26 protein-coding genes and 1 tRNA gene are annotated in these 25708 nt (G+C 40.6%); 26 read left to right on the forward strand and 1 reads right to left on the reverse strand.

Translation table 11 applies throughout. The features are described 5' to 3' along the window. Positions 1-74: 74 nt before the first annotated feature. From IEU65_RS08215 to IEU65_RS08235, 5 genes are all read left to right on the forward strand, one after another. Positions 75-148, forward strand: a tRNA-Ile gene (locus tag IEU65_RS08215). Between the two features lie 328 nt (positions 149-476). Then, entirely contained in the window at positions 477-1784 is a 1308-nt protein-coding gene (gene serS, locus IEU65_RS08220; protein WP_010275963.1) for a serine--tRNA ligase, read from the forward strand. Between the two features lie 128 nt (positions 1785-1912). Further along, complete coding sequence (gene secA / locus IEU65_RS08225) at positions 1913-4327, forward strand: preprotein translocase subunit SecA (RefSeq protein ID WP_010275967.1); 2415 nt, start codon at positions 1913-1915, stop codon at positions 4325-4327. A 50-nt stretch (positions 4328-4377) separates the two neighbouring features. Further along, positions 4378-5496: a peptide chain release factor 2 gene (gene prfB, locus IEU65_RS08230; RefSeq protein WP_010275969.1), complete on the forward strand. Its 1119-nt coding sequence runs from the start codon at positions 4378-4380 to the stop codon at positions 5494-5496. Between the two features lie 148 nt (positions 5497-5644). Continuing rightward, entirely contained in the window at positions 5645-8125 is a 2481-nt protein-coding gene (locus tag IEU65_RS08235; RefSeq protein ID WP_010275971.1) for an ATP-dependent Clp protease ATP-binding subunit, read from the forward strand. Between the two features lie 34 nt (positions 8126-8159). Here IEU65_RS08235 and IEU65_RS08240 read toward each other — a convergent pair whose 3' ends face one another. Beyond that, positions 8160-8810 (reverse strand): prepilin peptidase, encoded by a 651-nt coding sequence (locus tag IEU65_RS08240; RefSeq protein WP_010275974.1) that lies wholly within the window; start codon positions 8808-8810, stop codon positions 8160-8162. A gap of 243 nt (positions 8811-9053) precedes the next feature. On the opposite strand from IEU65_RS08240, the gene rpsL reads away from it, so the two are divergent. The 21 genes from rpsL to rpsQ all read left to right on the forward strand — a co-directional run bounded on the left by rpsL (position 9054) and on the right by rpsQ (position 25671). Beyond that, positions 9054-9467: a 30S ribosomal protein S12 gene (gene rpsL / locus IEU65_RS08245; protein ID WP_004911305.1), complete on the forward strand. Its 414-nt coding sequence runs from the start codon at positions 9054-9056 to the stop codon at positions 9465-9467. 15 nt (positions 9468-9482) lie between these two features. Beyond that, positions 9483-9953, forward strand: coding sequence for a 30S ribosomal protein S7 (rpsG, locus tag IEU65_RS08250; RefSeq protein ID WP_004899475.1), 471 nt, complete (start codon positions 9483-9485; stop codon positions 9951-9953). A gap of 152 nt (positions 9954-10105) precedes the next feature. After that, on the forward strand, positions 10106-12217 hold the full coding sequence (fusA, locus tag IEU65_RS08255; RefSeq protein WP_139968045.1) for an elongation factor G: 2112 nt from the start codon (positions 10106-10108) through the stop codon (positions 12215-12217). 80 nt (positions 12218-12297) lie between these two features. After that, a complete protein-coding gene (locus IEU65_RS08260; protein WP_010292929.1) occupies positions 12298-13485 on the forward strand; it encodes a CynX/NimT family MFS transporter in 1188 nt (395 codons plus the stop codon). 93 nt (positions 13486-13578) lie between these two features. Then, entirely contained in the window at positions 13579-14682 is a 1104-nt protein-coding gene (locus IEU65_RS08265) for an ABC transporter ATP-binding protein (RefSeq protein WP_010292931.1), read from the forward strand. Next, positions 14669-15490, forward strand: a complete 822-nt coding sequence (locus IEU65_RS08270) for an ABC transporter permease (RefSeq protein ID WP_031941314.1) — start codon at positions 14669-14671, stop codon at positions 15488-15490. The genes IEU65_RS08265 and IEU65_RS08270 overlap by 14 nt, the downstream gene beginning before the upstream one ends. Before the next feature lie 9 nt (positions 15491-15499). Further along, positions 15500-16327 carry an ABC transporter permease gene (locus IEU65_RS08275; RefSeq protein ID WP_010292935.1) on the forward strand — a complete coding sequence of 276 codons (828 nt, stop codon included), beginning with the start codon at positions 15500-15502 and terminating at the stop codon, positions 16325-16327. 1 nt (position 16328) lies between these two features. Then, positions 16329-17408 (forward strand): ABC transporter substrate-binding protein, encoded by a 1080-nt coding sequence (locus IEU65_RS08280; protein ID WP_010292937.1) that lies wholly within the window; start codon positions 16329-16331, stop codon positions 17406-17408. A gap of 28 nt (positions 17409-17436) precedes the next feature. Next, entirely contained in the window at positions 17437-19206 is a 1770-nt protein-coding gene (locus IEU65_RS08285) for a putative glycosyltransferase family protein (protein WP_010292939.1), read from the forward strand. 4 nt (positions 19207-19210) lie between these two features. Then, positions 19211-20296 carry an acyltransferase family protein gene (locus tag IEU65_RS08290; protein WP_010292941.1) on the forward strand — a complete coding sequence of 362 codons (1086 nt, stop codon included), beginning with the start codon at positions 19211-19213 and terminating at the stop codon, positions 20294-20296. Between the two features lie 244 nt (positions 20297-20540). Continuing rightward, positions 20541-20849, forward strand: coding sequence for a 30S ribosomal protein S10 (gene rpsJ / locus IEU65_RS08295; protein WP_002816040.1), 309 nt, complete (start codon positions 20541-20543; stop codon positions 20847-20849). Between the two features lie 75 nt (positions 20850-20924). Beyond that, a complete protein-coding gene (gene rplC / locus IEU65_RS08300; RefSeq protein ID WP_010296472.1) occupies positions 20925-21611 on the forward strand; it encodes a 50S ribosomal protein L3 in 687 nt (228 codons plus the stop codon). A gap of 32 nt (positions 21612-21643) precedes the next feature. Beyond that, positions 21644-22267: a 50S ribosomal protein L4 gene (gene rplD, locus IEU65_RS08305; protein WP_010296470.1), complete on the forward strand. Its 624-nt coding sequence runs from the start codon at positions 21644-21646 to the stop codon at positions 22265-22267. Beyond that, positions 22267-22554: a 50S ribosomal protein L23 gene (gene rplW, locus IEU65_RS08310; RefSeq protein ID WP_010296468.1), complete on the forward strand. Its 288-nt coding sequence runs from the start codon at positions 22267-22269 to the stop codon at positions 22552-22554. The genes rplD and rplW overlap by 1 nt, the downstream gene beginning before the upstream one ends. 22 nt (positions 22555-22576) lie before the next feature. Then, positions 22577-23410, forward strand: coding sequence for a 50S ribosomal protein L2 (rplB, locus tag IEU65_RS08315; protein ID WP_010296466.1), 834 nt, complete (start codon positions 22577-22579; stop codon positions 23408-23410). A 17-nt stretch (positions 23411-23427) separates the two neighbouring features. Continuing rightward, positions 23428-23706 (forward strand): 30S ribosomal protein S19, encoded by a 279-nt coding sequence (rpsS, locus tag IEU65_RS08320; protein ID WP_002816034.1) that lies wholly within the window; start codon positions 23428-23430, stop codon positions 23704-23706. A gap of 14 nt (positions 23707-23720) precedes the next feature. Further along, positions 23721-24077 (forward strand): 50S ribosomal protein L22, encoded by a 357-nt coding sequence (gene rplV, locus IEU65_RS08325; protein WP_004911267.1) that lies wholly within the window; start codon positions 23721-23723, stop codon positions 24075-24077. Continuing rightward, positions 24077-24748, forward strand: a complete 672-nt coding sequence (rpsC, locus tag IEU65_RS08330) for a 30S ribosomal protein S3 (protein ID WP_004911266.1) — start codon at positions 24077-24079, stop codon at positions 24746-24748. Before rplV ends, rpsC begins: the two co-directional genes overlap by 1 nt. Positions 24749-24762: 14 nt before the next feature. After that, positions 24763-25176 carry a 50S ribosomal protein L16 gene (gene rplP / locus IEU65_RS08335; RefSeq protein ID WP_002816029.1) on the forward strand — a complete coding sequence of 138 codons (414 nt, stop codon included), beginning with the start codon at positions 24763-24765 and terminating at the stop codon, positions 25174-25176. Further along, complete coding sequence (rpmC, locus tag IEU65_RS08340) at positions 25176-25382, forward strand: 50S ribosomal protein L29 (RefSeq protein WP_002816028.1); 207 nt, start codon at positions 25176-25178, stop codon at positions 25380-25382. Before rplP ends, rpmC begins: the two co-directional genes overlap by 1 nt. A 22-nt stretch (positions 25383-25404) precedes the next feature. Beyond that, positions 25405-25671 carry a 30S ribosomal protein S17 gene (gene rpsQ / locus IEU65_RS08345; RefSeq protein ID WP_004911259.1) on the forward strand — a complete coding sequence of 89 codons (267 nt, stop codon included), beginning with the start codon at positions 25405-25407 and terminating at the stop codon, positions 25669-25671. Positions 25672-25708 lie beyond the last annotated feature (37 nt).

Consider the following 25708-nt stretch of genomic DNA (forward strand, 5'->3'; position numbering starts at 1 on the left):
AGAATTCCAGCCTTCCAAGCTGGCTATGCGGGTTCGATTCCCGTCATTCGCTTGATGTTAGAGCATCAAAATATGGGCCATTAGCTCAGTTGGTTAGAGCGCTGTGTTGATAACGCAGAGGTCCCAGGTTCGAGTCCTGGATGGCCCATGTTAAAGGGGAAGCAAGTGTTATGGTAACGTAACACTTGCTTCCTCCTTTTGTTTTGCCTTGTGTTTTAATTTGTAATAGGATAGAATGTTCTTAGTGATTATTATAAGTAGCGCATCAAAGAAAGTTATTGGTTGATGAGAAATAACAGCGTGAAACTCCATTAATCTTAGCTTGGCAGGTAATGCTGCCCGGTACCCTCGTTAAAGGTAATGAAGTGCTATAATTTAGGTTATAGAAATTGGGTGGTACCACGGAATCGCGTTTTTCGTCCCTTGTTTAACAACAAGACGAGAACGCTTTTTATTTGGAAGAATGAGGAAATATTATGTTAGATATGCGTTATTTGAGAAAAAATAGTGAAGAAGCAAAGCAGAGATTGCGTGATAGAGGTGTTGAAGCAGAAACACTTGATCAATTGTTAACATTAGATCAGGCACGACGCGATACCATTCAACGTGTTGAAAATTTGAAGGCGCAACGAAATGAAGTTTCTGACAAAATTGCTTATGCAAAACGTCAAAAAGAAGATGCTAGTGACGCGATTGCTCAAATGCAACAAGTTGGTAGCGATATAAAGGCGTTAGACGCCAAACAAGCAGAATTAGATGAGCAAGTAAATGAGATTGCTGCTCACTTGCCTAATTTGGCGGCTAGTGAAGTGCCTGTTGGTCCAGATGAGTCTGCCAACGTTGAACAACGTAAGTGGGCGCCTGCACATTATGATAATCGTCCTGAAGCCTTGGTGAAAACAGATTGGGTGAAAGCTCACTACGATATTGGAGAAGCGCTTGGCATTCTTGATTTTGAACGTGGCGCAAAGGTTTCAGGTGCACGTTTCTTGTACTATGTTGGTGATGGCGCTCGTTTAGAACGTGCTGTCTATAATTTTATGCTAGACGAACATCGTAAGGAAGGCTACACTGAAATGATTACGCCAATTGTAGTCAATGATTCAGCGATGTTTGGAACCGGTCAGTATCCAAAGTTTCAAGATGATGCTTACCGGGTAGCTGGCCTAGATCAAACATATATTCCAACAGCAGAAGTACCTTTAACAAATTATTATTCCGGCGAAACGCTGCCAGCAGAAGATTTGCCAATTAAATTTACGGCGTTGTCACCTTCATTTAGAAAAGAAGCTGGGTCTGCTGGAAAGGATACGCGTGGATTAATTCGTTTACACCAATTCAACAAGGTTGAGATGGTTAAGTTTACTAAGCCTGAACAGTCATATGACGAGTTGGAAGCAATGACAGCTAATGCGGAAAATATTTTGCAAAAATTAGCGTTACCTTACCACGTTATTCTACTTTCAACTGGCGACATGGGCTTCTCCGCCGCTAAAACCTATGATGTTGAAGTTTGGATGCCACAACAAAATGTGTACCGTGAAATTTCTTCAGTTTCAAACACAGAAGATTTTCAAGCACGCCGTATGCATATCACATACCGTGATGAAAATAACAAGTTACAGCTAGTTCATACTTTGAATGGTTCAGGCCTTGCAGTGGGTAGAACAGTAGCAGCCATTTTAGAAAACTACCAGAATCAAGACGGATCTGTCACGATTCCAGATGTTTTGCGTCCTTACATGGGTGGTCAAGAAAAACTCGAAGCAAAATCTCATTATTAAGCATAAAAGAGTCTATTTTTTGGGCTCTTTTTTTGTTATAATGGAACGTAGACTATTGTGCGCTAGACCACACAAATTTAGGTTTTAGAGGAGAAACGTGTCAATTTCTTGAAGACACGCTAAATAACATGAATAATCCAATACGTAAATTAGTTGATAATTCAAAAAAACAACTCAAAAAATTAAACAATATTGCTGATCAGGTTGAAAGTTATGCTGATCAAATGTCAAAAATGTCTGATGAGGCCTTACAAGCTAAAACAGGTGAATTTAAGGAAACCATCAACAAAGCTACAGATGGTATCAAGAATAAGGAAAAACAAAACAAAGCCTTAGCAAAGGTTCTTGACGAAATTTTACCTGAAGCATTTGCTGTTGCTAGAGAAGGGGCCAAACGTGTTTTGGGTCTTTATCCTTTCCGAGTACAAATTATGGGATCGGCTGTATTACATGATGGTAACTTGGCCGAAATGCGCACTGGTGAAGGTAAAACCTTGACAGCAACAATGGCTGTTTATTTGAATGCGTTACCAGGGCGTGGGGTTCACGTTGTCACTGTTAACGATTATTTGTCAGCACGTGATGCGGAGCAGATGGGGCAACTCTATAATTGGCTTGGTCTTTCAGTTGGTGTCAACGTTGGTGACGCGCCTGCTGAAGAAAAACGTGCCGCCTATGATGCCGATATTACCTATTCAACGAACTTTAACATTGGATTTGATTATTTGCGTGATAACATGGTTCGTCGAGCGGAAGAGCGCGTGATGCAACGTGGTTTGAACTTTGCTTTGATTGATGAAGCTGATTCAATTTTGATCGATACGGCGCGAACACCTTTGATTATTTCTGGCCCAGGATCAGGTATTTCACAAATGTATGCTCGAGCAGATCGTTTTGTGAAAACTTTGCAACGTGATGAAGACTACAAGGTAGATGAAGAAGCTAAAGCAACAATGTTGACCAATGAAGGTATCCACAAGGGTGAAGTTTTCTTCAACTTGGATAATTTGTATGATGCAAATGATACTGCTTTGACTCATCATATTGATCAAGCTTTGCGAGCTAATTTCAACTACATCAACGACAAAGACTATGTTGTGCAGGATGGTGAAGTGAAGCTGATTGACCAATCAACTGGTCGTATCTCTGAGGGAACACGATTGTCAGATGGTTTGCATCAAGCAATCGAAGCCAAAGAAGGCGTTGAAATTCAAGAAGAAAACAAATCAATGGCACAAATTACGTATCAGAATTTGTTCCGTATGTATAAAAAATTGTCAGGTATGACAGGAACGGCTAAGACTGAAGAAGAAGAATTACGTGAAATTTACAACATGGAAGTGATTACGATTCCGACTAATCGCCCAATCCAACGTGTGGATTACCCAGATCTGCTTTATCCATCAGTTCGTGCCAAGTATAATGCTGTTGTAAAGCTTATTGTTGAACTTCATGAAAAGGGTCAACCCATCTTAATTGGTACAGGTTCAGTTGAAGCATCAGAATTGCTTTCTAAAATTTTGATGGCGCAAAATGTGCCACATAATGTTTTGAACGCTAAAAACAATGCCAAAGAAGCCGAAATCATTGCTAATGCTGGTCAGCGTGGTGCTGTAACTGTGGCGACTAACATGGCTGGTCGTGGTACTGACATCAAATTGGGCCCTGGGGTCGAAGAACTAGGTGGTTTAGCAGTTATTGCAACTGAACGCCATGAGTCACGTCGAATTGATAACCAGTTACGTGGGCGTGCTGGTCGACAAGGAGACCGCGGTTTCTCACAGTTTTTCTTATCATTGGAAGATGACTTGATGGTTCGATTCGGTGCTGATCGTGTGCGTTTGCTTATGCAACGACTTAATTTGGATGAAGAAGACACAGTAATCAAAAATCGTATGATTACACGATCTGTTGAATCAGCTCAAAAGCGTGTTGAAGGAAACAACTATGACACACGTAAAAACGTATTACAATATGATGATGTTGTGCGTGAGCAACGTGAATTAGTCTATCACGAACGAGACATCGTGATAGATGAAACCAAGTCGCTTGAATGGGTTTTGATGCCTATGGTCGAGCGAACGATTAATCGAGTTGTTGATGCACAAACAAAATCTAAAGATGACAAGACTTGGGAGTTGGCTCAAATCGTTGCTTTTGTTGGTAATGCTTTAGGACATGAAGATGCATTCACGGTTGAACAGTTGAAAGGCTTGTCTCGTGACGATATCAAAGCGAAATTACTGCGACTAGCCAAAGATAATTATAAAGAAAAGCAAGCCCAACTTTATGATCCCGCCCAAATGTTAGAATTTGAAAAAGTAGTTATTTTGAGAGCGGTCGATCAACATTGGACTGATCATATCGATTCATTGGACCGTCTGCGTCAGGGTGTTGGTTTACGAGGCTACGGTCAATTAAATCCTTTGATTGAGTACCAAAATGAAGCTTACGCTAATTTCAATAAAATGATCGCTGACGTCGAATATGATGCCACGCGTACCTTCATGAAAGCTGAAATTCGCCAGAATTTACGTGCTTAATAGACAAATAAAAGCGAACTTTGTTCGTTTTTATTTTGAAAGGAAATACTATGGAAATTATTGATGCCAAACATGCGATTGCTGATATGCAAGAAAATATCACGCGCTTCCGTAATAGTCTTGACTTGGAGGCATTAACGGAAGAAATTGCAGACTACGAAAATCGTATGACTGAGCCTGGTTTTTGGGATGACAATGATAAAGCGCAAAAAGTCATTGAAGAAAATAATGTTTTGAAAAATCGGCGTGATTCCTTCTTGAATTTGACTAGTCAAGTTGAGGATTTGGAAGTTTTGACGGAAATGTTAGCTGAAGATCCTGAAGATACAGACTTAGAAAATGAACTTTCTGAAGGTATTGAAAAGGCACAGCAAGATATTGATGCTTACAACTTGGAACAATTATTGACAGAACCTTATGATGCTAATAACGCCGTTTTGGAAATTCATCCAGGATCTGGCGGAACAGAATCAACTGACTGGGGTGCTAATTTGTATCGTATGTATACTCGTTGGGCGCAACAACATAATTTTCAAGTGGAAACGCTTGATTACCATGCGGGTGACGAAGCTGGTATTGATAGCGCTACGATAAAAGTGACAGGACACAATGCATACGGTTTTTTACGCAGTGAAAAAGGTGTCCATCGTTTTGTTAGAATTTCACCTTTTGATAGTGCTGGGCGACGTCATACGAGCTTCGTATCGGTTGATGTCATGCCAGAATTGGACGACTCAATTGAAGTGGAAGTGCGTGATGACGATGTCAAAATGGATGTGTTCCGTTCGGGTGGTGCTGGTGGCCAAAACGTCAACAAGGTTTCAACGGGTGTGCGATTGACACACGAACCAACGGGTATTGTTGTTTCATCAACAGTTGAACGGACACAATATGGTAACCGCGATTATGCCATGCGATTATTAAAAAGTAAACTTTATCAATTAGAGCTTGAGAAAAAAGAAGCCGAGCGAGCAGCGCTTACTGGCGAAAAAATGGAAAATGGCTGGGGATCACAAATACGTTCTTACGTTTTGCACCCCTATCAAATGGTTAAAGATCATCGGACTAACTATGAAACTAATCAGCCGCAAGCGGTTCTAGATGGTGATTTGGATCCCTTCATCAACGCCTATTTGCAGTGGCAATTATCGCTAAAAAACCCAAATTAATGAAGTCGAAACAGTCGTTTCGGCTTTTTGAATTTTGAATTGTAATTAAATGTCGCTGATACAAACAAATGATTTCCTAATAACATCTAATTGGGTTATAATATAAGTCAATATTATACAAACACAGCCGAATTTTAAGGAGGCATATATGGATAATAACTATACACCGAGTGCTCAAAACGTTCTGGCTTTGGCACAAGAACAGGCAAAATATTTTAAGCATCAAGCAGTTGGCACAGAACATCTGTTGCTAGCTTTAGCCATCGAACAAGAGGGCATTGCCAGCAAAATTTTGACACAGTTTAATGTCACAGATGATGATATCCGTGAAGAAATTGAGCACTTTACTGGCTATGGTATGTCAAGCCGCTATGAAAAGGGTGTTTATTTACCATATTCACCAAAAGCAGCTGATATTTTACGACAAGCTGGTGAAGAATCTCGTGCTTTGGCACAACCCAAAGTAGGAACTGAACATATTCTATTAGCGCTGCTGCAAGATGAAAGTATCTTGTCCTCACGAATTTTGTTGGCTTTAGATGCTAATTTGCAAGATTTACGTCGCGGGATCTTGCGAAAATTGGGTGTCACAGATATTCGCAAACAAATGAAACAACGTGAGAAGCAGCAAGCAGCAGCTGGGACACCCACGTTAGATGGTCTGGCGCGTGATTTGACACAAATGGCGCGTGATGAAAAAATGGATCCAGTTATTGGGCGGTCTAAAGAAGTTCGCCGCGTTGTCCAAATTTTATCTCGACGTACAAAGAATAATCCTGTTTTGATTGGTGAACCAGGTGTTGGAAAGACAGCAATTGCAGAAGGATTGGCTCAGAAAATTGTCACAGGTGAAGTACCAGAAAATTTGTCACATAAGCGTTTAATGGCGCTTGACATGGGGTCATTAGTTGCTGGGACCAAATATCGTGGCGAGTTTGAAGATCGTTTAAAAAAAATAATCGAAGAAATCTATCAAGATGGCGAAGTTATCTTATTCATTGATGAGTTGCATACTTTAATTGGTGCTGGTGGTGCTGAAGGTGCTATTGATGCGTCAAATATTTTGAAACCAGCTTTAGCGCGCGGTGAATTACAGACATTAGGCGCAACTACCTTTGATGAGTATCAAAAGTATATCGAATCTGACGCGGCATTAGAACGGCGCTTTGCTTCAGTGACGGTTGATGAACCAACGCAAGAAGATGCAATTGCTATATTGAATGGGATCCGACCTAAATTTGAAGAGCATCACCAAGTGCAAATTGATGATGACGCGATAAATGCCGCTGTTAAGCTATCATCGCGGTACATTAGTGATCGCTTTTTGCCTGATAAAGCAATTGATTTAATTGATGAAGCGGGCGCAAAAGTTCGCATTGAGGCAACAGAAAATAATGGTGCTAATGACAAAGTAGTCACTCGTCTTAAACAAGTTCAGGCTGACAAAGATGCTGCTATTGAAGCTTTAAACTTTGAAGAAGCAGCGCAACTGCGTACCGAAGAAATGAAGCTCAAGAAAAAACTAGCGAAAAAAGAGGCAAAAATACAAGCAGCAATGGTTAATGGTGAGCGCGCGCAATATGATTTGCATGTGACAACGCAAGACATCGCGGAAGTCATTTCTCAACAAACAGGTGTGCCGTTAACCCAGTTAGAAAAAAATGATCAGCAGCGGCTAGTTAATTTAGAAAAAGTTCTAGGACGACGAGTTGTTGGTCAACAGGCTGCAGTGTCAGCAGTTGCACGTGCTATTCGACGTGCGCGTTCTGGATTGAAAGATCCGACACGCCCCATTGGAACCTTCATGTTCTTAGGCCCAACTGGTGTGGGTAAAACGGAGTTGGCTAAAGCGCTGGCCGAAGCTATTTTTGGTAGCGAAGATAATCTCATTCGTATCGATATGTCCGAATATCAAGAACGCTGGTCAGCTAGTCGATTAATCGGCTCTGCACCTGGGTATGTTGGTTATGATGAAGGTGGACAATTGACTGAAAAAGTACGCAATCATCCTTATTCAGTCGTTTTGCTTGATGAGGCTGAAAAAGCCCATCAAGACATCTTTAATTTGATGTTGCAAGTCTTTGATGACGGTTATTTGACTGATTCTAAAGGTCGAAAAGTTGATTTTCGTAATACAATCATTATTATGACTTCTAATTTAGGTGCCACACGTCTTCGTGATGAAAAATCAGTTGGTTTTGGTGCTGTTGATTTGAAAAATGATCATGAAGCTGTTGCAGCTAAAATTAGAGAAACATTGAAAGAGACTTTCAGGCCAGAATTTATCAACCGCTTGGATGAAGCAATTGTCTTCGAGAGCTTGACTAAACAAGAATTACATGAAATTGTAAAATTGATGAGTCGTTCAGTGCTACAACGTGTTGCTGAACAAGGGATTACAATTAAAATGACACCCGCCGCCATTGACGTTGTTGCCAGTGCTGGTTTTGATCCTGAATATGGTGCCCGTCCAATTCGCCGTGCACTTCAGACAAGTGTTGAAGATGCACTTAGTGAAGAATTATTACGAGGTAATATTACCACTGAAGATGCCGTTACAATCGGCGCAAAGAATGGCAGTATTAAAATTACAACGAAACCACTTAAAACGACATCGCCAGCAACTTAATAGTTTAAACACTTGAAGATAATTCAAGTGTTTTTTATATCAAGACACCAATAAGTAGCCAACCAACGGTTAGGAAAGGCACAAATGGTAAACGTTTTTGTGATGACAATGCTAAAAAGAGGGCGGCTAAACAACAAGCCATTAATAAGCCTAGTACAAAGGTTAACATGGTGGTTGAAAAAATGAGTGTCAATAAAACTGGAATGTCTCCGGGACCTAACGCGTGCCGTATATAAACCAAATAGCAAGCGATCAGTCCAATTAATAATGCTAGAAAAATGTGCGATTGATCATGGTGTTGGTGGATTGCGTACAATAACAGCGGAATAATCAAGTAGCTATGGATGGCCTGCGACGCGCAGTCTTCAAGGGATAAAAACAGTAGTACTACTGCGATTAGCCATTGGAGGATCGAGGCATACCAAAGAATGGTGCCAAACAGTGTGCACGTCAATTCTAATGCAGGATAGCGCCAACCAAAACGTTTGTGACAATAGCGATATTTTGCAAACGTGAAAACTGCCGAAAAAAACGGTACGAGATCGTACCACTTTAATAAATGATGACACATCAGGCAAAACGATCTGGGATGTAGTAATGAAATATTATGTTGGATGCGATCATTGACACACATAACTGACGAAACAATGATGCTATTAAAAATCAATATCAATATATTTTCCATGTGGAATAGTACGAAAAAACAAATAGTTATTCACAAAATGTAAATACCTACTTGACTTTATCGCTCAATCTGGTATTATATTGAACGTGCTTTTAAGTAATCTGTTCTGTGACATCGTCACACTGTGCTGAACGGCGCTGTAAAGGTAACTGTCAGCAGATTTCCGGTGAGCATTTTTGTTTGAAAACAGAAATGAAACACCTGGAACTGTGAAATCAATGAAAAATTTAAGGAGACTGTAGCATGCCTACAATTAACCAATTGGTTCGTAAGCCACGTAAGTCAAAGGTTTCTAAGTCAAAATCACCTGCTTTGAACTTTGGCTACAATTCAATGAAGAAAAAAGCAACTAACAATGCTGCCCCACAAAAGCGTGGTGTCGCAACACGTGTTGGTACAATGACACCAAAGAAGCCTAACTCAGCTTTGCGTAAGTACGCCCGTGTGCGTCTTTCAAACTTGTATGAAGTAACAGCATATATTCCAGGTATCGGTCATAACTTGCAAGAACACTCAGTTGTTTTGATTCGTGGTGGTCGTGTTAAGGATTTGCCTGGTGTACGTTACCACATTATCCGTGGTGCTTTGGATACTGCGGGTGTTGATGGTCGTATGACATCACGTTCAAAGTATGGTACAAAGGCACCAAAGAAGTAAGAAGGAGACTGACTAATGCCACGTAAAGGTTATACTAAGCGTCAGGAAGTTTTGCCTGACCCAATTTACAATTCAAAACTCGTTTCACGTTTGATCAACAAGTTGATGCTTGATGGTAAGCGTGGTACAGCTTCAACAATCTTGTATGATGCTTTTGATCGTATCAAGGAAGCAACTGGCAATGAACCATTGGAAGTTTTCGAACAAGCTATGGAAAACATTATGCCAGTATTGGAAGTTAAAGCTCGCCGTGTTGGTGGTTCTAACTACCAAGTGCCAATCGAAGTTCGTCCAGATCGTCGTACGACTTTGGGACTTCGTTGGTTGGTTAACTACTCACGTTTGCGTAACGAGCACACAATGGATGAGCGTTTAGCCAAAGAAATTATGGATGCTGCCAATGACACTGGTGCATCTGTTAAGAAGCGCGAAGATACGCACAAAATGGCTGAAGCCAACCGTGCGTTTGCACACTATCGTTGGTAATCTGTTGATGACAAGAATTTAATTATTCTTGCGCGTCAAATAGTGTACAATTGTCATAGATGGTGTTTGTCAAAACAAGCACCATCAAAAAGCGAACACAATTATGTGTCGCTTTTTGTTGCATATATAACTAAACCAGGAGATAACTCACAATGGCAAAACGTGAATACCCACTAGAGCGTACACGTAACATCGGAATCATGGCCCACATTGATGCGGGTAAGACAACGACTACTGAACGTATCTTGTACTATACAGGTAAAATTCACAAAATTGGTGAAACACATGATGGTGCTTCACAAATGGATTTCATGGAACAAGAAAAGGAACGTGGAATCACAATCCAATCAGCTGCTACAACAGCTGTTTGGCACGGTTTCTTTGATCAATTTGAAAAGACACCTTATCGCGTTAACATCATTGATACACCTGGACACGTGGACTTCACAATCGAAGTTGAACGTGCTTTGCGTGTTCTTGATGGTGCCGTAGCCGTACTTGATGGTGCAGCTGGTGTTGAACCACAAACAGAGACAGTGTGGCGTCAGGCCACAACTTATGATGTGCCACGTATCGTCTTTGTTAACAAGATGGACAAAATGGGCGCTGATTTCCAAATGTCAGTTGACTCAATGCACGAACGTTTGCAAGTTAATGCTGAAGCAATCCAATGGCCAATCGGTGCTGAGGATGACTTCGAAGCCGTTATTGACTTGATTACACAAGAAGCTTATTACCCAGTTGATGAACTTGGTGAAAAGTGGGAACCACGTGATATTCCAGCTGATTTGAAAGACTTGGCGGAAGAAAAGCGTAATACATTGATTGAAGCTGTTGCTGATGTCGATGATGATTTGATGGAAAAGTATCTTGAAGGTGAAGATATTTCTATTGAAGAATTGAAGGCAGCCATTCGTCGTGCTACACTAGCACTTCAATTCTACCCAATTCTTGCGGGTTCAGCTTATAAAGATAAGGGTGTTCAGATGATGTTGGATGCCGTTGTTGACTATTTGCCAGGACCTTTGGATGTTAAGCCATATATCGCTAAAGATCCAAAGACAGATGAAGAAGTTGATTTGATCGCTGATGATTCAAAGCCTTTCGCTGCTTTGGCGTTCAAGATCATGACAGATCCATTCGTTGGTCGTTTGACATTTATGCGTGTCTATACTGGTACATTGCAATCAGGTTCATACGTACAAAATACCTCCTCTGATACACGTGAACGTGTTGGTCGTTTGCTACAAATGCACGCTACTTCACGTACTGAAATTGAAGAAGTATTCTCTGGTGATATTGCTGCGGCTATTGGTTTGAAGAACACGACAACTGGTGATTCTTTGACAGCTGTTGATCATCAATTGATTCTGGAATCAATGGAGTTCCCAGAACCAGTTATCGAATTGGCTATCGAACCAAAGACAAAGGCTGATCAAGACAAATTGTCAAATGCCATTCAAAAATTGGCTGAAGAAGATCCTTCATTCCGTGCCACAACTAACCCTGAAACTGGTCAAACATTGATTGCTGGTATGGGTGAATTGCAATTGGATATCATGGTTGATCGTATGCGTCGTGAATTCAATGTTGAAGCCACTGTTGGTGCGCCACAAGTTGCTTATCGTGAAGCCTTTACTAAGACAGTACAAGCACGTGGTTACTTCAAGCGTCAATCTGGTGGTAAAGGTCAGTATGGTGATGTTTGGATTGAATTCTCACCAAACGAAGAAGGTGCTGGATTTGAATTCGAAGATGCCATCGTTGGTGGTGTTGTGCCTCGTGAATATATTCCATCAGTTGAAGCTGGTTTGAAGGACGCATTGAATGCTGGTCCTTTGGCTGGATTCCCATTAGTTGATTTGAAAGCTAAGTTGTATGATGGTTCATATCACGATGTCGATTCAAGTGAAGCTGCCTTTAAGATTGCTGCTTCATTGGCTTTGCGCGAAGCTGCTAAGACAGCCGGCGCGGTTATTTTGGAACCAATTATGGCCGTTGATATTGTTGCACCTGAAGACAACCTGGGTGATGTTATGGGACACGTCTCAGCACGCCGTGGTATGATTGAAGGTCAAGAGTCACGTGGTCCAGTTTTGGCAGTTAAGGCTAAGGTGCCTTTGTCAGAAATGTTTGGTTATGCAACTACTTTGCGTTCAGCAACGCAAGGTCGTGGTACATTCCAAATGGTTTTCGATCACTACGAAGCTGTTCCTAAGAACATTCAAGAAGAAATTATCAAGACCCACGGTCAAGAAAATTAATCTTTGACTGACTGATGGTTCAGTATAAACGGCGTCACTCAACAGAGTGGCGCTGTTTTGTTATTATTAGGGAAATTGAAATGAAAAATCATAGTAAGTTTTTAATTCCAGGAATTGTTGTTGTTGGCATGATTTTGCGATTACCATTCACAGCTATGCCGCCAATTTTGAGTAGTATTTCCAAATCAGAGGGTGTGCCTGTTGGACAATTGGGCATGCTAACAACTATTCCGCTGATAGCGTTTGCCTTGTTTTCTTCAACAGCACCTAAAGTGGCTCAAAAGATTGGGCTAGAAAGGGCATTTGCATTGATGTTGATGCTGTTAATTGTTGGGTCTGGCATTAGAGTTATTAATACAACTTTCCTCTACATTGGGACAATGCTGATTGGTATTGGTGTTGCCCACATGAATGTGTTACTGCCTAGTGTTATTCGAACGTATTTTCCGATGAAAGTCGGTCCAATGACGTCTGTCTTTACATTTAGCATGATGTTAGCAACGGCAGTTGGCGCTAGTTTGGCAGCGCCAATAACGGCATTAACTAGTTGGCAGGTTTTTGTGGGATTGTTGACAATCTTGCTCGTTGGTGCTTTGCTGGTTTGGTTACCTAATGAACGGTTTGCGGCAAATAGACAAGTCACTCAAATGGCGAGTGATCACAAGAAAACAGTCCGATTCAACGTTTGGAAAAATCGCAATGCTTGGTTATTGTTGTTTTTTGGTGGTATGCAATCTGCAATGTTCTATGTTTTGATGGCGTGGGGGCCAACTATGGCGATTCAGACTGGATTAACGCCGGCAACTGCTGGTTTATTTTCTGGTCTTAACTCATTAATTGGTCTACCATTTGCACTAACAGTACCGTCAATTGTTGTTCGATTGAACAAACGCCAAAGGCAGTGGCTAGTTGCTGGCTTTTCAATTTTAGGTACAATTGGCTACCTCCTGTTGCTGAATCCACAAGGCACTTTTACCTACTGGTTACTGGTCAATTTATTTATTGGTGTCGGTACTTCGGTGTTGTTTCCATATTTGATGACCACATTCACGCTTAAAACCAGCACACCGGGACAAACGGCACAATTGTCCGGTATGTCGCAAAGCGGTGGCTATTTGATTGCGGCAGTTGGTCCAGCTATGTTTGGTTATGCATATGGTTGGTGGCATTCTTGGACACCGCAAATTATCGTTATTGTTATTTTGTTCATCTTAATGACAATTGCTATTGTTGTTGTTGAAAATCGTGAAAAGATCATTGACGCATAGCCACTGAAGCTAAATGGTCAAATATGATTTTCTTTTTATGTCTTCAAAATTAGTGTAAAATTGAAATTATCGAAAAGAGTTGAGGTTGAGAATTTGGCAGAGCAAACACCAATTATTGAATTTAAGTCTGTAAGCTTAGCTTATGGTGACACAGAGATTTTGAAGGGCATCGACTTGTCTTTAGAACAAGGTAAATTTTATACCTTGTTGGGACCCTCAGGATCTGGTAAAACAACAATTTTAAACTTGATTTCTGGTCAATTGGCGGCAACTTCAGGTGATATTTTATTTGAAAACAAGCGTATCAATGATGTGCCAGTGGAAAAACGAACTGTTAACACTGTTTTCCAAGATTATGCATTATTTCCGAATATGAATGTTTTTGAAAACGTGGCTTTTGGTCCGTCCATAAAAAAAATGTCAAAGAACGATATTGAACGGCAGGTTCATGACATGTTGAAGTTGGTTAAACTTGACCAATATGCTGATCGTGATATTAGTGAGCTGTCAGGTGGGCAACGGCAGCGTGTGGCGATTGCGCGCGCTTTGGCTAATGATCCAAAAGTTTTGTTACTCGATGAACCATTGTCTGCATTGGATTACAAGTTGCGCAAAGACATGCAGTATGAGCTCCGTGAAATTCAGCAAAGACTTGGTATTACCTTTGTTTTTGTGACGCATGATCAAGAAGAAGCACTAGCTATGTCTGATTGGATTTTTGTGATGAATGACGGGGTCATACAGCAAAATGGGACACCAGAGGATATATATGATGAACCAATTAACCATTTTGTTGCGGATTTTATTGGTGAGAGTAACATTGTAGATGGCATCATGAAAACGGATTATGTTGTTCATTTTGTGGGCAAAGATTTTGAAAATGTTGATGCTGGAATGCGACCCAATGAACGTGTTGAAGTTGTCTTGCGCCCTGAAGACTTAGATTTAACCACAATCGAAAATGGTAAGTTAATTGTGACAATTGATGATCAATCATTTCGTGGTGATTATTATGAAATTACAGCAATTGATGATGACGGTAACGAGTGGCAAGTTCAAGCAACGAACTCGGCCCAAGTGGGAGAACGAGTTGGTTTGACATTTGATCCGGAAGACATTCACATCATGCGATTTAATGAGTCTGAAGATGATTTTGACGCGCGTTTGGAAAGTTACGAGGATGATGATGAAGAGTAAACAACAGCGTCAGTTATTTTATCTCGTGCCTTATGGCGCGTGGTTATTGTTATTTGTTATTGCGCCACTCGTTTTATTGTTATTTCAATCGCTAACTAACGCCAATGGTGGGTTAACGTTACATAACTATGCTGTTTATTTTGGTAGTGGTACATACCTCCGCATGACGTTTAACTCAGTTTGGTTTGCTTTCCTGATTACACTAATTACATTGGTGATTAGCTACCCGATGGCTTACCTACTCAATCAACTCAAGCAAAAACAATTTTGGTTGTTATTAGTGATCCTGCCAACGTGGATTAATTTGTTGTTAAAGACTTATGCGTTTATTGGCCTATTGTCAAAAACCGGTACGGTTAATAATTTTATGAGCTTTTTTGGCATTGCACCACAGCAACTGTTGTTCTCTGATTGGAGTTTTTTGTTAGTTGCTGCCTACATTGAAATTCCGTTTATGATTTTGCCGATTTTTAATTCGTTGGCAGAAATTGATCCAAAACTGGAGCAAGCTAGTCGTGATTTGGGTGCTAATAAATGGCAAACGTTACGACGAGTCATTTTGCCATTATCAATGCCGGGGGTGAAGGCGGGCATTCAAGCTGTTTTCATTCCAAGTTTGTCATTGTTTATGATTACACGTTTGATAGGCGGTAATCGTGTGATTACGTTAGGTACAGCAATTGAGGAACATTTTTTAGTAACCCAAAACTGGCAACTAGGATCGACAATTGGTGTGATTTTAATTGTAGCGATGGTTGTGACGATGATTTTGACGCGTGATCGTGTCAAAAAGAACACGAGAAAGTGAGTAATATAAATGAAAAAAGCTTTTAAATGGTCAAATTTATATTTGTGGTTTGTTTTCATTTTGCTGTACTTACCTATTTTTTTCTTGATTATTTATTCATTTAATGCAGGTGATGTGATGCAAGGATGGGATGGCTTTTCGTTGAAGCATTACGCTGAGCTGTTCGCAGATACGCGCATTATTGAGATTGTGGTTAATACTTTTTTAATTGCATTATTGTCCTCGCTTTTGGCTAGCATTTTGGGAACGGCTGGTGCGCTGTATATTTATGATCAGCGCAATCAGTTGATTAAAAATATTTTCTTATCGCTAAACAATATTTTGTTGGTATCACCCGATGTTATTATTGGCGCTTCGTTTTTGATATTGTTTACAGTTGTCGGTTTTTCATTAGGATTTGCGTCAGTGCTCCTGTCACATATTGCCTTTAGTATTCCGATTGTTGTGTTGATGGTTTTGCCGAGACTCCAAGAAATGAATCAATCTTTAGTTGCTGCTGCTAAAGATTTAGGCGCTAATAACTGGCAAATGTTGTCGCGCGTGATTTTACCCGTTATATCGCCAGGTATTTTGGCTGGATTTTTTATGGCATTTACGTATTCTTTGGATGATTTTGCGGTGACATTTTTCGTAACTGGTAATGGATTTTCGACGTTATCTGTTGAAATATACTCTCGGGCCCGTCAAGGGGTTAGCTTGGAAATTAATGCCTTGTCGGCAATGATGTTTGTTGTATCGCTCGTGCTGGTCTTACTATATTACGTTATTTCAACGCGCTCATCTAAAAATAAAAAGCGCGGTACGCGATTGGTAACACCGGCTACGGAGGGTTTATAACATGAAAAAGTTATTAACTAGCGTTGTTGCTATTCTAGCCGTTGTCGCTGTTTTGTTTACTGCCCAGCGCTATTTGGCTGCCAAAACCGGCAGTGGTGAAGGTGGGTCTAAAGTTTTGAATTTGTATAACTGGGGAGACTATATTGATCCCGCCTTACTTAAAAAGTTTACTAAAGAGACAGGTTACAAAGTCAGTTACGAAACTTTTGATTCCAATGAAGCCATGTTTACGAAGGTTAAGCAAGGCGGGACATCCTATGATTTAGCTGTGCCGTCGGAATATATGATTGAAAAAATGAAGGCTGCAAATTTATTGTTGCCACTAGATCATCAGAAGTTGACTGGGTTAAAAAATTACGACAGTCGCTTCCTTAACCAATCTTTTGATAGACACAACAAATATTCTGTACCTTACTTTTGGGGAACTTTAGGTATTATCTACAATGATAAGTACCTAAAGGCCAGTGATGTCCAACATTGGGATGATTTATGGTCGTCAAAGTTTAAAAACCAAGTCATGTTAATTGACTCGGCACGTGATGTATTAGGTTTTACATTGATTACACAAGGAAAGTCTGTCAATGATAAGTCAACAGCTGATTTGGCGGCGGCTCAAGGCAAACTAACAACCTTGATGCCAAATGTTAAAGCAATTATTGCTGACGAAATCAAAATGTACATGGCACAAGACGAAGCATCAATTGCTGTAACATACTCAGGTGAGGCGTCTGAAGCAATGGCGAATAATAAACACTTGCATTATGTCGTGCCGAGTGAGGGATCAAATCTTTGGTTTGATAATATTGTTATGCCCAAAACTGCTAAACATACAGCGGCTGCCTACGCTTTCTTAAATTTCATTAGTGAGCCAAAAAATGCGGCCCAAAATGCAGAATATATCGGTTATGCAACGCCAAACAAAAAGGCATTAGCACTATTACCTAAGAGTATTCGTGAGGACAAACAGTTTTATCCAGACGCCAAAACTGTGAGTCACTTGCAAGTATATTCAGACTTAGGGCAAAAATGGACAGAAAAATATAATGATGCCTTTTTGGAATTTAAAATGACACAGAGATGATCAAAAAACATGCTGGGAGATCAAAGTAATGAAGTATAGCGTTAATAAAATTAAAGGGTGGCAGATTGGTGCATCTTTTGTCCTGCTGGCGTTTGTTGCCATATTACCTCAATTTTACAAGCAAACAATGGTAATCAATTCCTGGGACGTCCCCTTTCATTTGTCGAGAATGTACGAAATTTACCAAGGATTTCTTAACGGAAAATGGGTTCCGGATATTTCGGCTTATACGTTTGGTGAAAATGGTTATGGTGTTAATCTTTTTTATGGATATTCGTTTATTTATGTCGTGGCTTTGATTTATTTAGTTGTACAAAAAGCAGTGACAGCAGTTTTAATCGGTTATGTATTGTTGCTTTCTGGAGCAATGGGAATCAATTATTATATTGGTACACATTTCTTTAAGGGTAACGATAAACGTTTTAAAGCATTTCTATTTGCAACTATTTATGTTCTTGCTCCGGCCACATTTGGTGAATTAGTTGTCCGCGGTTTACCAGGTGAATTAATTGGCATTTTAATGTTTCCGGCGGTTATTGGGGCATTTTATCTCATTTTGTTTGAGCATCAGAACAAATGGCTTATAGCCAGTTTACTGAGTGCCATTACGCTCACCAACCATGCGTTGTCTGTCGTGTTACTGTTTTTGGTGTTGGGCGTCATGTTTATCACTGCACTATTACAAAGGCTAATACTTAAATCAACTATTCTGGCGCTTATTAAAGCTGCGATAACAACTTTTCTGCTATCGGCATTTTATATTGTGCCATTTATTCAGCAGTCTTTAGCAGTTCATATTGCTGGGCCCAATAGCCAGTGGCAGCCACTAGATGTATGGGGATCAATCACTGCTTCTTTAAAAAATGAGGCTACTTTGAATTGGACAGCAATACCAGTAGGAACATTTGTATTTGTTTTGGTTATCATGATTAGTAGTGCATTGCTAGTCACGCGTAATTATTCTGTCAAAATGCGTCATCTTAGCATAGCGTTGGTTGCCAGCGTTCTACTTATTGCATACGCACCAACACAAATTTTGTATAAAACACCGTTACATGTCTTTCAAGTGATGGGACGATTTTATCCGATTGTTATGACGTTCAGTACATTGTTTGTTGTGGCGGGCATTGATATATTGGTCCGTGAGGGCTATATTCAAAAATTAACATCTCGGTGGATTTTGATAATAGGCGTATTTTTAGCAATTTCCAGCGCTTGGGCTATGCAGATGAATTATTATTATCAGAATAATAAAACAGGTGATTATGGTACCAAGTCAGCCAAATATCCCAATACCGTGACGAACAATAATTTTGTCCACCAAATTAACAATTATTATCAGTTACCTATTGGTAGTAAGGATTATTTATCGAAAAATCGTGTTGTATTTTCAGGTAATTATCAAATTGGCATGTGGGGAGATAAAAGGGACGCCACGCAAGTGTTGGTTAATGGCAAAGTGAGTCAATTAAAGTTAATTCACGAAGGATATGAGTTTCAGGTTAATAAAATACCCCGACAGGCCCATGAAATAACACTACCTATGACAAATTACTTGGGATGGAAAGTTACAAATGATGCTGGACATCCATTGAAAATAAGTGTAGTGAAGGGAAAAATATCTATCAAGCCACATGGTAGTTCAACGATCAGGTTACACTATCAAAAAACGTTTGCGCATAAAATATCAATATTATTGAGCTTGACAACATTGGTAGGCATAATATTTTATTTTTTGTTATATAAAAATTGGCGAAATCGATTAGGTATGGGCAGATCATATTTTGACGGGAGATAGTTTGGTGGTGAAAGTGAGAGATAGTCGTATTGAACTGGCACGTATAGTAGCCATGATTTTGATTGTGATGCATCATCTGAGTTTTGCTTCAACACAATATATTGATCCGACTATTATTAAGTACCACATTAATTTTGTATCAACTCCTATATTAGTTCCAAACTCATTAGAACAACTTTTAAATATCATTGGTGTGTATTTTTACAGACCGTATGGAAAAATAGGGGTGGCGTTGTTTGTTTTAATTACTGGCTATTTCTCTGCGGGGAAAATTATGACAGTTTCTAAGTCGTTCAAAAAGGTGTGGATGTTGTGGACGGAGGTGTGGTTTTACGGTGCTTTGACAGCTATTTTTGAAATTATTAATCCTGCAAATTTTTTTGGTTCTATGACAAATAGAGGTTTGATCCGACAGATTTTGACTGATATATTTCCGTTCTCATTAGGTACTTTATGGTTTTTTCAAGCCTTCGTCATGTTGATGGTATTAGCGCCGTTTATTACAGCGGTTACTTCAAAAATATCAAAACAAAAATTGAGTTATCTTATTGTAGCTGTGACTATTTTTAGTAGCTTGGCGATGTACACGAATACTAACTTCAATGTGGGACAGGGAAATGCCTTAGGCTATATTATTAGTCCATTTTTAATTGGCATATATATTAAAAAGTTTGGCACTTCAATCAAACATCCTTTGCTATGGTTAATGATATCTTTAGCGTTTACTTACTGTCTAATGATATTTTGGGTAGATTTCACTTACGGTCCAATGCCTCTTGTGAGCGCAGTATTATTATTTGTGGTGATGATGAACTTTAAACCCTTTTATAGTAAGGCGATAAACAAAACAGCTAGTGTGGCATTTGCGGTCTATATCGTTCATGAATTGTTTAATTTTGTGCATCATCTACCAATGAATGAAACAACTCATCTACTTTACTTAAACAGCATTTTATATCCCGTTTTTGCAATTTTGACATACGGATTAGTATTTGTATTTGATACCTTACGACAACAGGCATTCAGGTTATTCAAAGTTGAATTACTGGGAAATAAAGTTATGAATGGATTACGAAAACTGTTTTATTGATAATTAAGAAATATCGTACAAAACCCTTGCAATGCAGGGGTTTTTCTGTTATTATATTTAAGTACGCTTTTGGAACAGTAGACATATAAACCTACCGAAAGCCTGGTGTATCAATGTTTAGCGATGATGATTAAGGTTGCGACACGCGCGGCCGCGTTGCCATGGGCGCGCAAAACACAAGCAGTGTTGTCGGTTTTTAATCGAAGTTAGCTGATTTACAAAATCAACGAGGAGGCACGAAATAATGGCACAAAAGAAGATCCGTATCCGTTTGAAGGCATACGAACACCGCATCTTAGACCAATCAGCAGAAAAAATTGTTGAAACGGCTAAGCGTACGGGCGCAGAAATTGCTGGTCCTATCCCATTGCCAACTGAACGTACATTGTATACAATTCTACGTTCACCACATAAGCACAAGGATAGCCGTGAACAATTTGAAATGCGCACGCACAAGCGTTTGATCGACATTGTGAACCCTACTGACAAGACAGTTGACGCATTGCGTAAACTTGAATTGCCATCAGGTGTTGCGATCGAAATCAAGTTGTAATCTTAACGGATATAACTTCGCGTCTCAACTTAGAGACAAAAAATAAGTCAAGCAAAATAATTAAGGAGATTAGTCATGACTAAAGGTATCTTAGGCCGCAAAGTCGGTATGACTCAGGTTTTCACAGAATCTGGCGAATTGATCGCAGTTACCGTAGTTGAAGCAACACCAAACGTCGTTTTGCAAGTAAAAAATGCAGAAACAGACGGTTATAGTGCTATTCAACTCGGTTACCAAGACAAACGTGCAGTTTTGTCAAACAAACCTGAACAAGGTCACGCTTCAAAAGCAAACACGACCCCTAAGCGCTACGTTCGTGAAGTCCGCGACGCGGAAGGCGAATTTAACGCAGGGGATGAAATCAAAGTGGATACATTCCAAGCAGGGGAATACGTCGACGTAACGGGCATCACAAAAGGACATGGCTTCCAAGGCTCAATTAAGCGTCTTGGTCAGTCTCGTGGACCTATGGCCCACGGCTCACGTTATCACCGTCGTCCTGGTTCAATGGGTGCGATTATTAACCGCGTCTTCAAGGGTAAGCTCTTGCCAGGTCGTATGGGTAACAACAAGCGCACAATGCAAAATGTTGCCATTGTACATGTTGATGTTGAAAATAACCTCTTGCTATTGAAGGGAAATGTTCCCGGCGCTAACAAGTCACTTTTGACAATCAAATCAACTGTTAAAGTTAATGCAAAGCATCCTGAAATCAAAATGGCTGGTGTATCTGCACCTGCCGCTGATTCAGAAGAAGCTTAATCCAAACTATATAGAAAGGAGAACAATCAATCATGACTAAAGTTGCTGTATTAAAGCAAGATGGTAGTCAAGCTGCTGAAATCGAATTGAATGACGCAGTTTTCGCCATCGAACCTAACAACGCCGTTATTACAGATGCAGTATTGATGCAACGTGCATCATTGCGTCAAGGTACACATGCTGTCAAGAACCGCTCTGCTGTTTCTGGTGGTGGTCGTAAGCCTTGGAAGCAAAAGGGTACTGGTCGTGCACGTGCTGGTTCAATCCGTGAGCCTCAGTTCCGTGGCGGTGGTATTGTTTTTGGTCCTACACCTCGTTCATACGCTTATCGTATCAACCGTAAAGCTTATCAATTGGCTTTGAAGTCAGTTTTTTCGCAAAAAGTTGCTGATAACAAGTTGGTCGTTGTTGATGCTTTGTCATTTGAAGCACCAAAGACACAAGACTTTAAAAAAGTTTTGGCTAACTTGTCAGCTGACACAAAGACATTAGTAGTTGTTGATGAAGACAATGAAAACGCAATCTTGTCAGCACGTAACTTGGCTAATGTTCAAGTTATGACAACAAAGGGTATCAACGTACTTGACGTTGTTAATGCAGATAAGCTGGTGATTGTTCAATCATCAATCGAAGAAATCCAAGGAGGTCTTGCCTAATGGATGCACGCGATATTATCCGTCGCCCTATCATCACCGAAGCTTCAATGGCGCAAACAGAACGTAAGCGTTATGTCTTCGAAGTAGATACTCGCGCGAAAAAGCCTGAAATCAAGAAAGCTATCGAAGAAATCTTTAATGTTAAAGTTTCAGGTCTCAACACAGCAAACGTTCGTGGTAAGCTCAAGCGCCAAGGTCGTTATGTTGGTTACACACGTAAGTTGAAGAAGGCAACTGTCACGTTGTCAAAAGATTCAAAAGATATTCAAATCTTTAACGAAGGTTAATTCTAAATAGGAGGATAAGACATTGGCTATCAAGAAATATAAGCCAACCTCTAACGGACGTCGTAATATGACGACTTCAGATTTTGCTGAAATCACTAAGACAACGCCCGAGAAGAGTTTGTTGGCTAAAAAGTCAAAGACTGGTGCACGTAATGCATCAGGCCGTATGACAGTTCGCCACCATGCTGGTGGACACAAGCAAGCCTACCGTATCGTAGACTTCAAGCGTATTAAAGATGACAAGACAGCTACTGTTAAGGCTATCGAATACGATCCAAATCGCACAGCTAACATTGCTTTGTTGGTATATGAAGATGGTATTAAGTCATATATCTTGGCGCCAAAGGGATTGAAGGTTGGCGATAAAGTTCAATCTGGTCCTGATGCCGACATTAAGCCCGGCAATGCCTTGCCATTGAGTGCTATTCCTGAAGGTACTTTGATTCATAATATCGAATTAAAGCCTGGTAAGGGTGGTCAATTGGCTCGTTCAGCAGGTACATCAGCACAAATTCTGGGACGTGATGGCAAGTACATCATTGTTCGATTAACTTCAGGTGAAGTACGTTTGGTCTTGGCTACTAACCGCGCCACAATTGGTGAAGTTGGTAACGCAGAGCATTCATTGATTAACTGGGGTAAAGCTGGTCGTAACCGTTGGCGTGGAAAGCGTCCACATGTTCGTGGATCAGTTATGAACCCTAACGATCACCCACACGGTGGTGGTGAAGGTAAAGCACCAGTTGGTCGTCCAAGTCCTATGTCACCATGGGGTAAGAAGACTGCCGGTAAGAAGACTCGCGATAAGAAGAAGGCTTCAACAAAGTTCATCGTTCGCGGTCGTAAGAGTAAGTAAGGGAAAGGAGACAACTAATGGCTCGTAGTTTAAAAAAGGGACCATTTGCGGACCCACACTTGCTTAAGAAGATTGAAGCGCAAGTTGATTCTGAAAAGAAATCAGTGATCAAAACTTGGTCACGTCGTTCAACAATCTTCCCAAGCTTCATCGGCTTTACAATTGCCGTTTATGATGGTCGCAAGCACGTTCCAGTATATGTGCAAGAAGATATGGTCGGTCACAAGTTAGGTGAATTCGTACCAACTCGTACGTTCAAGGGACACAAGAACGACGATAAAAAGACTGGTAAATAAGGAGGAAGTGAAAAATGGCTGAACAAGTTACATCAGCTCGCGCGACTGCTAAGATCGTTCGCGTTGCCCCACGTAAGGCACGCTTAGTTCTTGACACTATTCGCCGTAAGAGCGTTAACGAAGCATACGCAATTTTGAAGTTCCTACCTAATACTTCTACTGAAGATATTTACAAGGTTTTGAACTCAGCAGTTGCTAATGCTGAAAACAACTTCTCACTAGACAGAGAAGATCTTATTGTGAAGGAAGCCTTCGCGAACGAAGGACCAACGCTAAAGCGTTTCCGTCCACGTGCCAAAGGTTCTGCTTCACCTATCAACAAGCGTACAAGCCACATTACAATTGTGGTTGCTGAGAAGGAGGCAAAGTAATGGGTCAAAAGATTAACCCTACTGGGTTCCGTGTTGGCGTTATTCGCGACTGGGACGCAAAGTGGTTTGCTGACAAGGCTGATTATGCTAACCAACTTCACGAAGACTTGCGTATTCGTAAGTACATCGAAAAGAATTTAGCTGATGCCTCAGTTGATCGCATTGAAATTGAACGCAGCACTAAGTCACGTGTTGACGTTTCAATCCACACTGCCAAGCCTGGAATGGTAATTGGTAAGGGTGGGTCAGAAGTTGAAAAACTTCGTACTCAATTGGCAAAATTGACAGATAAAGATGAAAAGGGTCGTTCAAAGCGTGTTTTCATTAATATCGTTGAAATCAAGAAGCCTGACTTGAGTGCACATTTGGTTGGACAACAAATTGCTGGTGATTTGGAACGCCGTGTGGCTTTCCGTCGCGCAATGCGCGGTGCCATTCAACGTGCTACTCGTGCCGGTGCCAAGGGTATCAAAGTTATGGTTTCAGGTCGTTTGAACGGTGCAGATATTGCCCGTATTGAACAATATACTGAAGGAACTGTTCCTTTGCATACTTTACGTGCAGACATTGACTACTCATGGGATGAAGCAATGACTGCTTATGGTAACTTGGGTATCAAGACTTGGATTTACCGTGGTGATGTTTTACCACAAAAGAAAAACAGTAAGTAAGGAGGGAAGCAAACATGTTAGTACCAAAGCGTGTTAAATTCCGTCGTGTACACCGTGGTCACATGCGTGGCGAAGCTAAAGGTGGCAAGACGGTGACATTTGGTGACTTTGGCTTGCAAGCAACAACATCAAGCTGGATCACTAACCGTCAAATTGAAGCTGCTCGTATTGCAATGACACGTTATATGAAGCGTGGTGGTAAGGTTTGGATTAAAATCTTCCCTCACAAGTCATATACATCAAAAGGTGTTGGTGTTCGAATGGGTAACGGTAAGGGTGCTCCCGAAGGATGGGTTGAACCTGTTAAGCGTGGCAAAGTAATGTTTGAAGTGGCAGGTGTTCCTGAAGCAACTGCACGTGAAGCATTGCGTTTGGCACAACATAAGTTGCCTGTACGTACGAAGATTATTGCTCGGGAGGCTGAATAATGGCTAAAGCAAGTGAATTGAAAGAATTGTCACTTGCGGATTTGCAAAAGCGCGAAGCCGAATTCAAGGAAGAATTGTTCAACCTTCGTTTCCAATTGGCTACTGGTCAATTGGAAAACACGGCGCGTATCGCACAAGTTCGTAAGGACATTGCACGAGTTAAGACAGTTATTCGTGCACAAGAATTGGCAAACGCCAACAAATAAGACGAAAGGAAGAAGCTGAAAAATGAGTGAAGAACGTAATACTCGTAAGGTTTACCAAGGACGCGTTGTTTCAGATAAGATGGACAAGACAATTACTGTCGCTGTTGATACTTATTTAACACACGCCGTCTATGGTAAGCGTGTCAAGTACACAAAGAAGTTCAAGGCCCATGATGAAAACAATAGTGCCAAGCAAGGCGATATTGTTCAAATCATGGAAACACGTCCTTTGTCTGCAACTAAGCACTTCCGTTTGGTTAAGATCGTTGAAGAGGCTGTTATTCTTTAATGTTCGACCCAAAACGTCGTAATTAATTGCTAACAAG

This window comes from Leuconostoc pseudomesenteroides KCTC 3652 (genome assembly GCF_014634745.1).
Taxonomy (GTDB): domain Bacteria; phylum Bacillota; class Bacilli; order Lactobacillales; family Lactobacillaceae; genus Leuconostoc; species Leuconostoc pseudomesenteroides.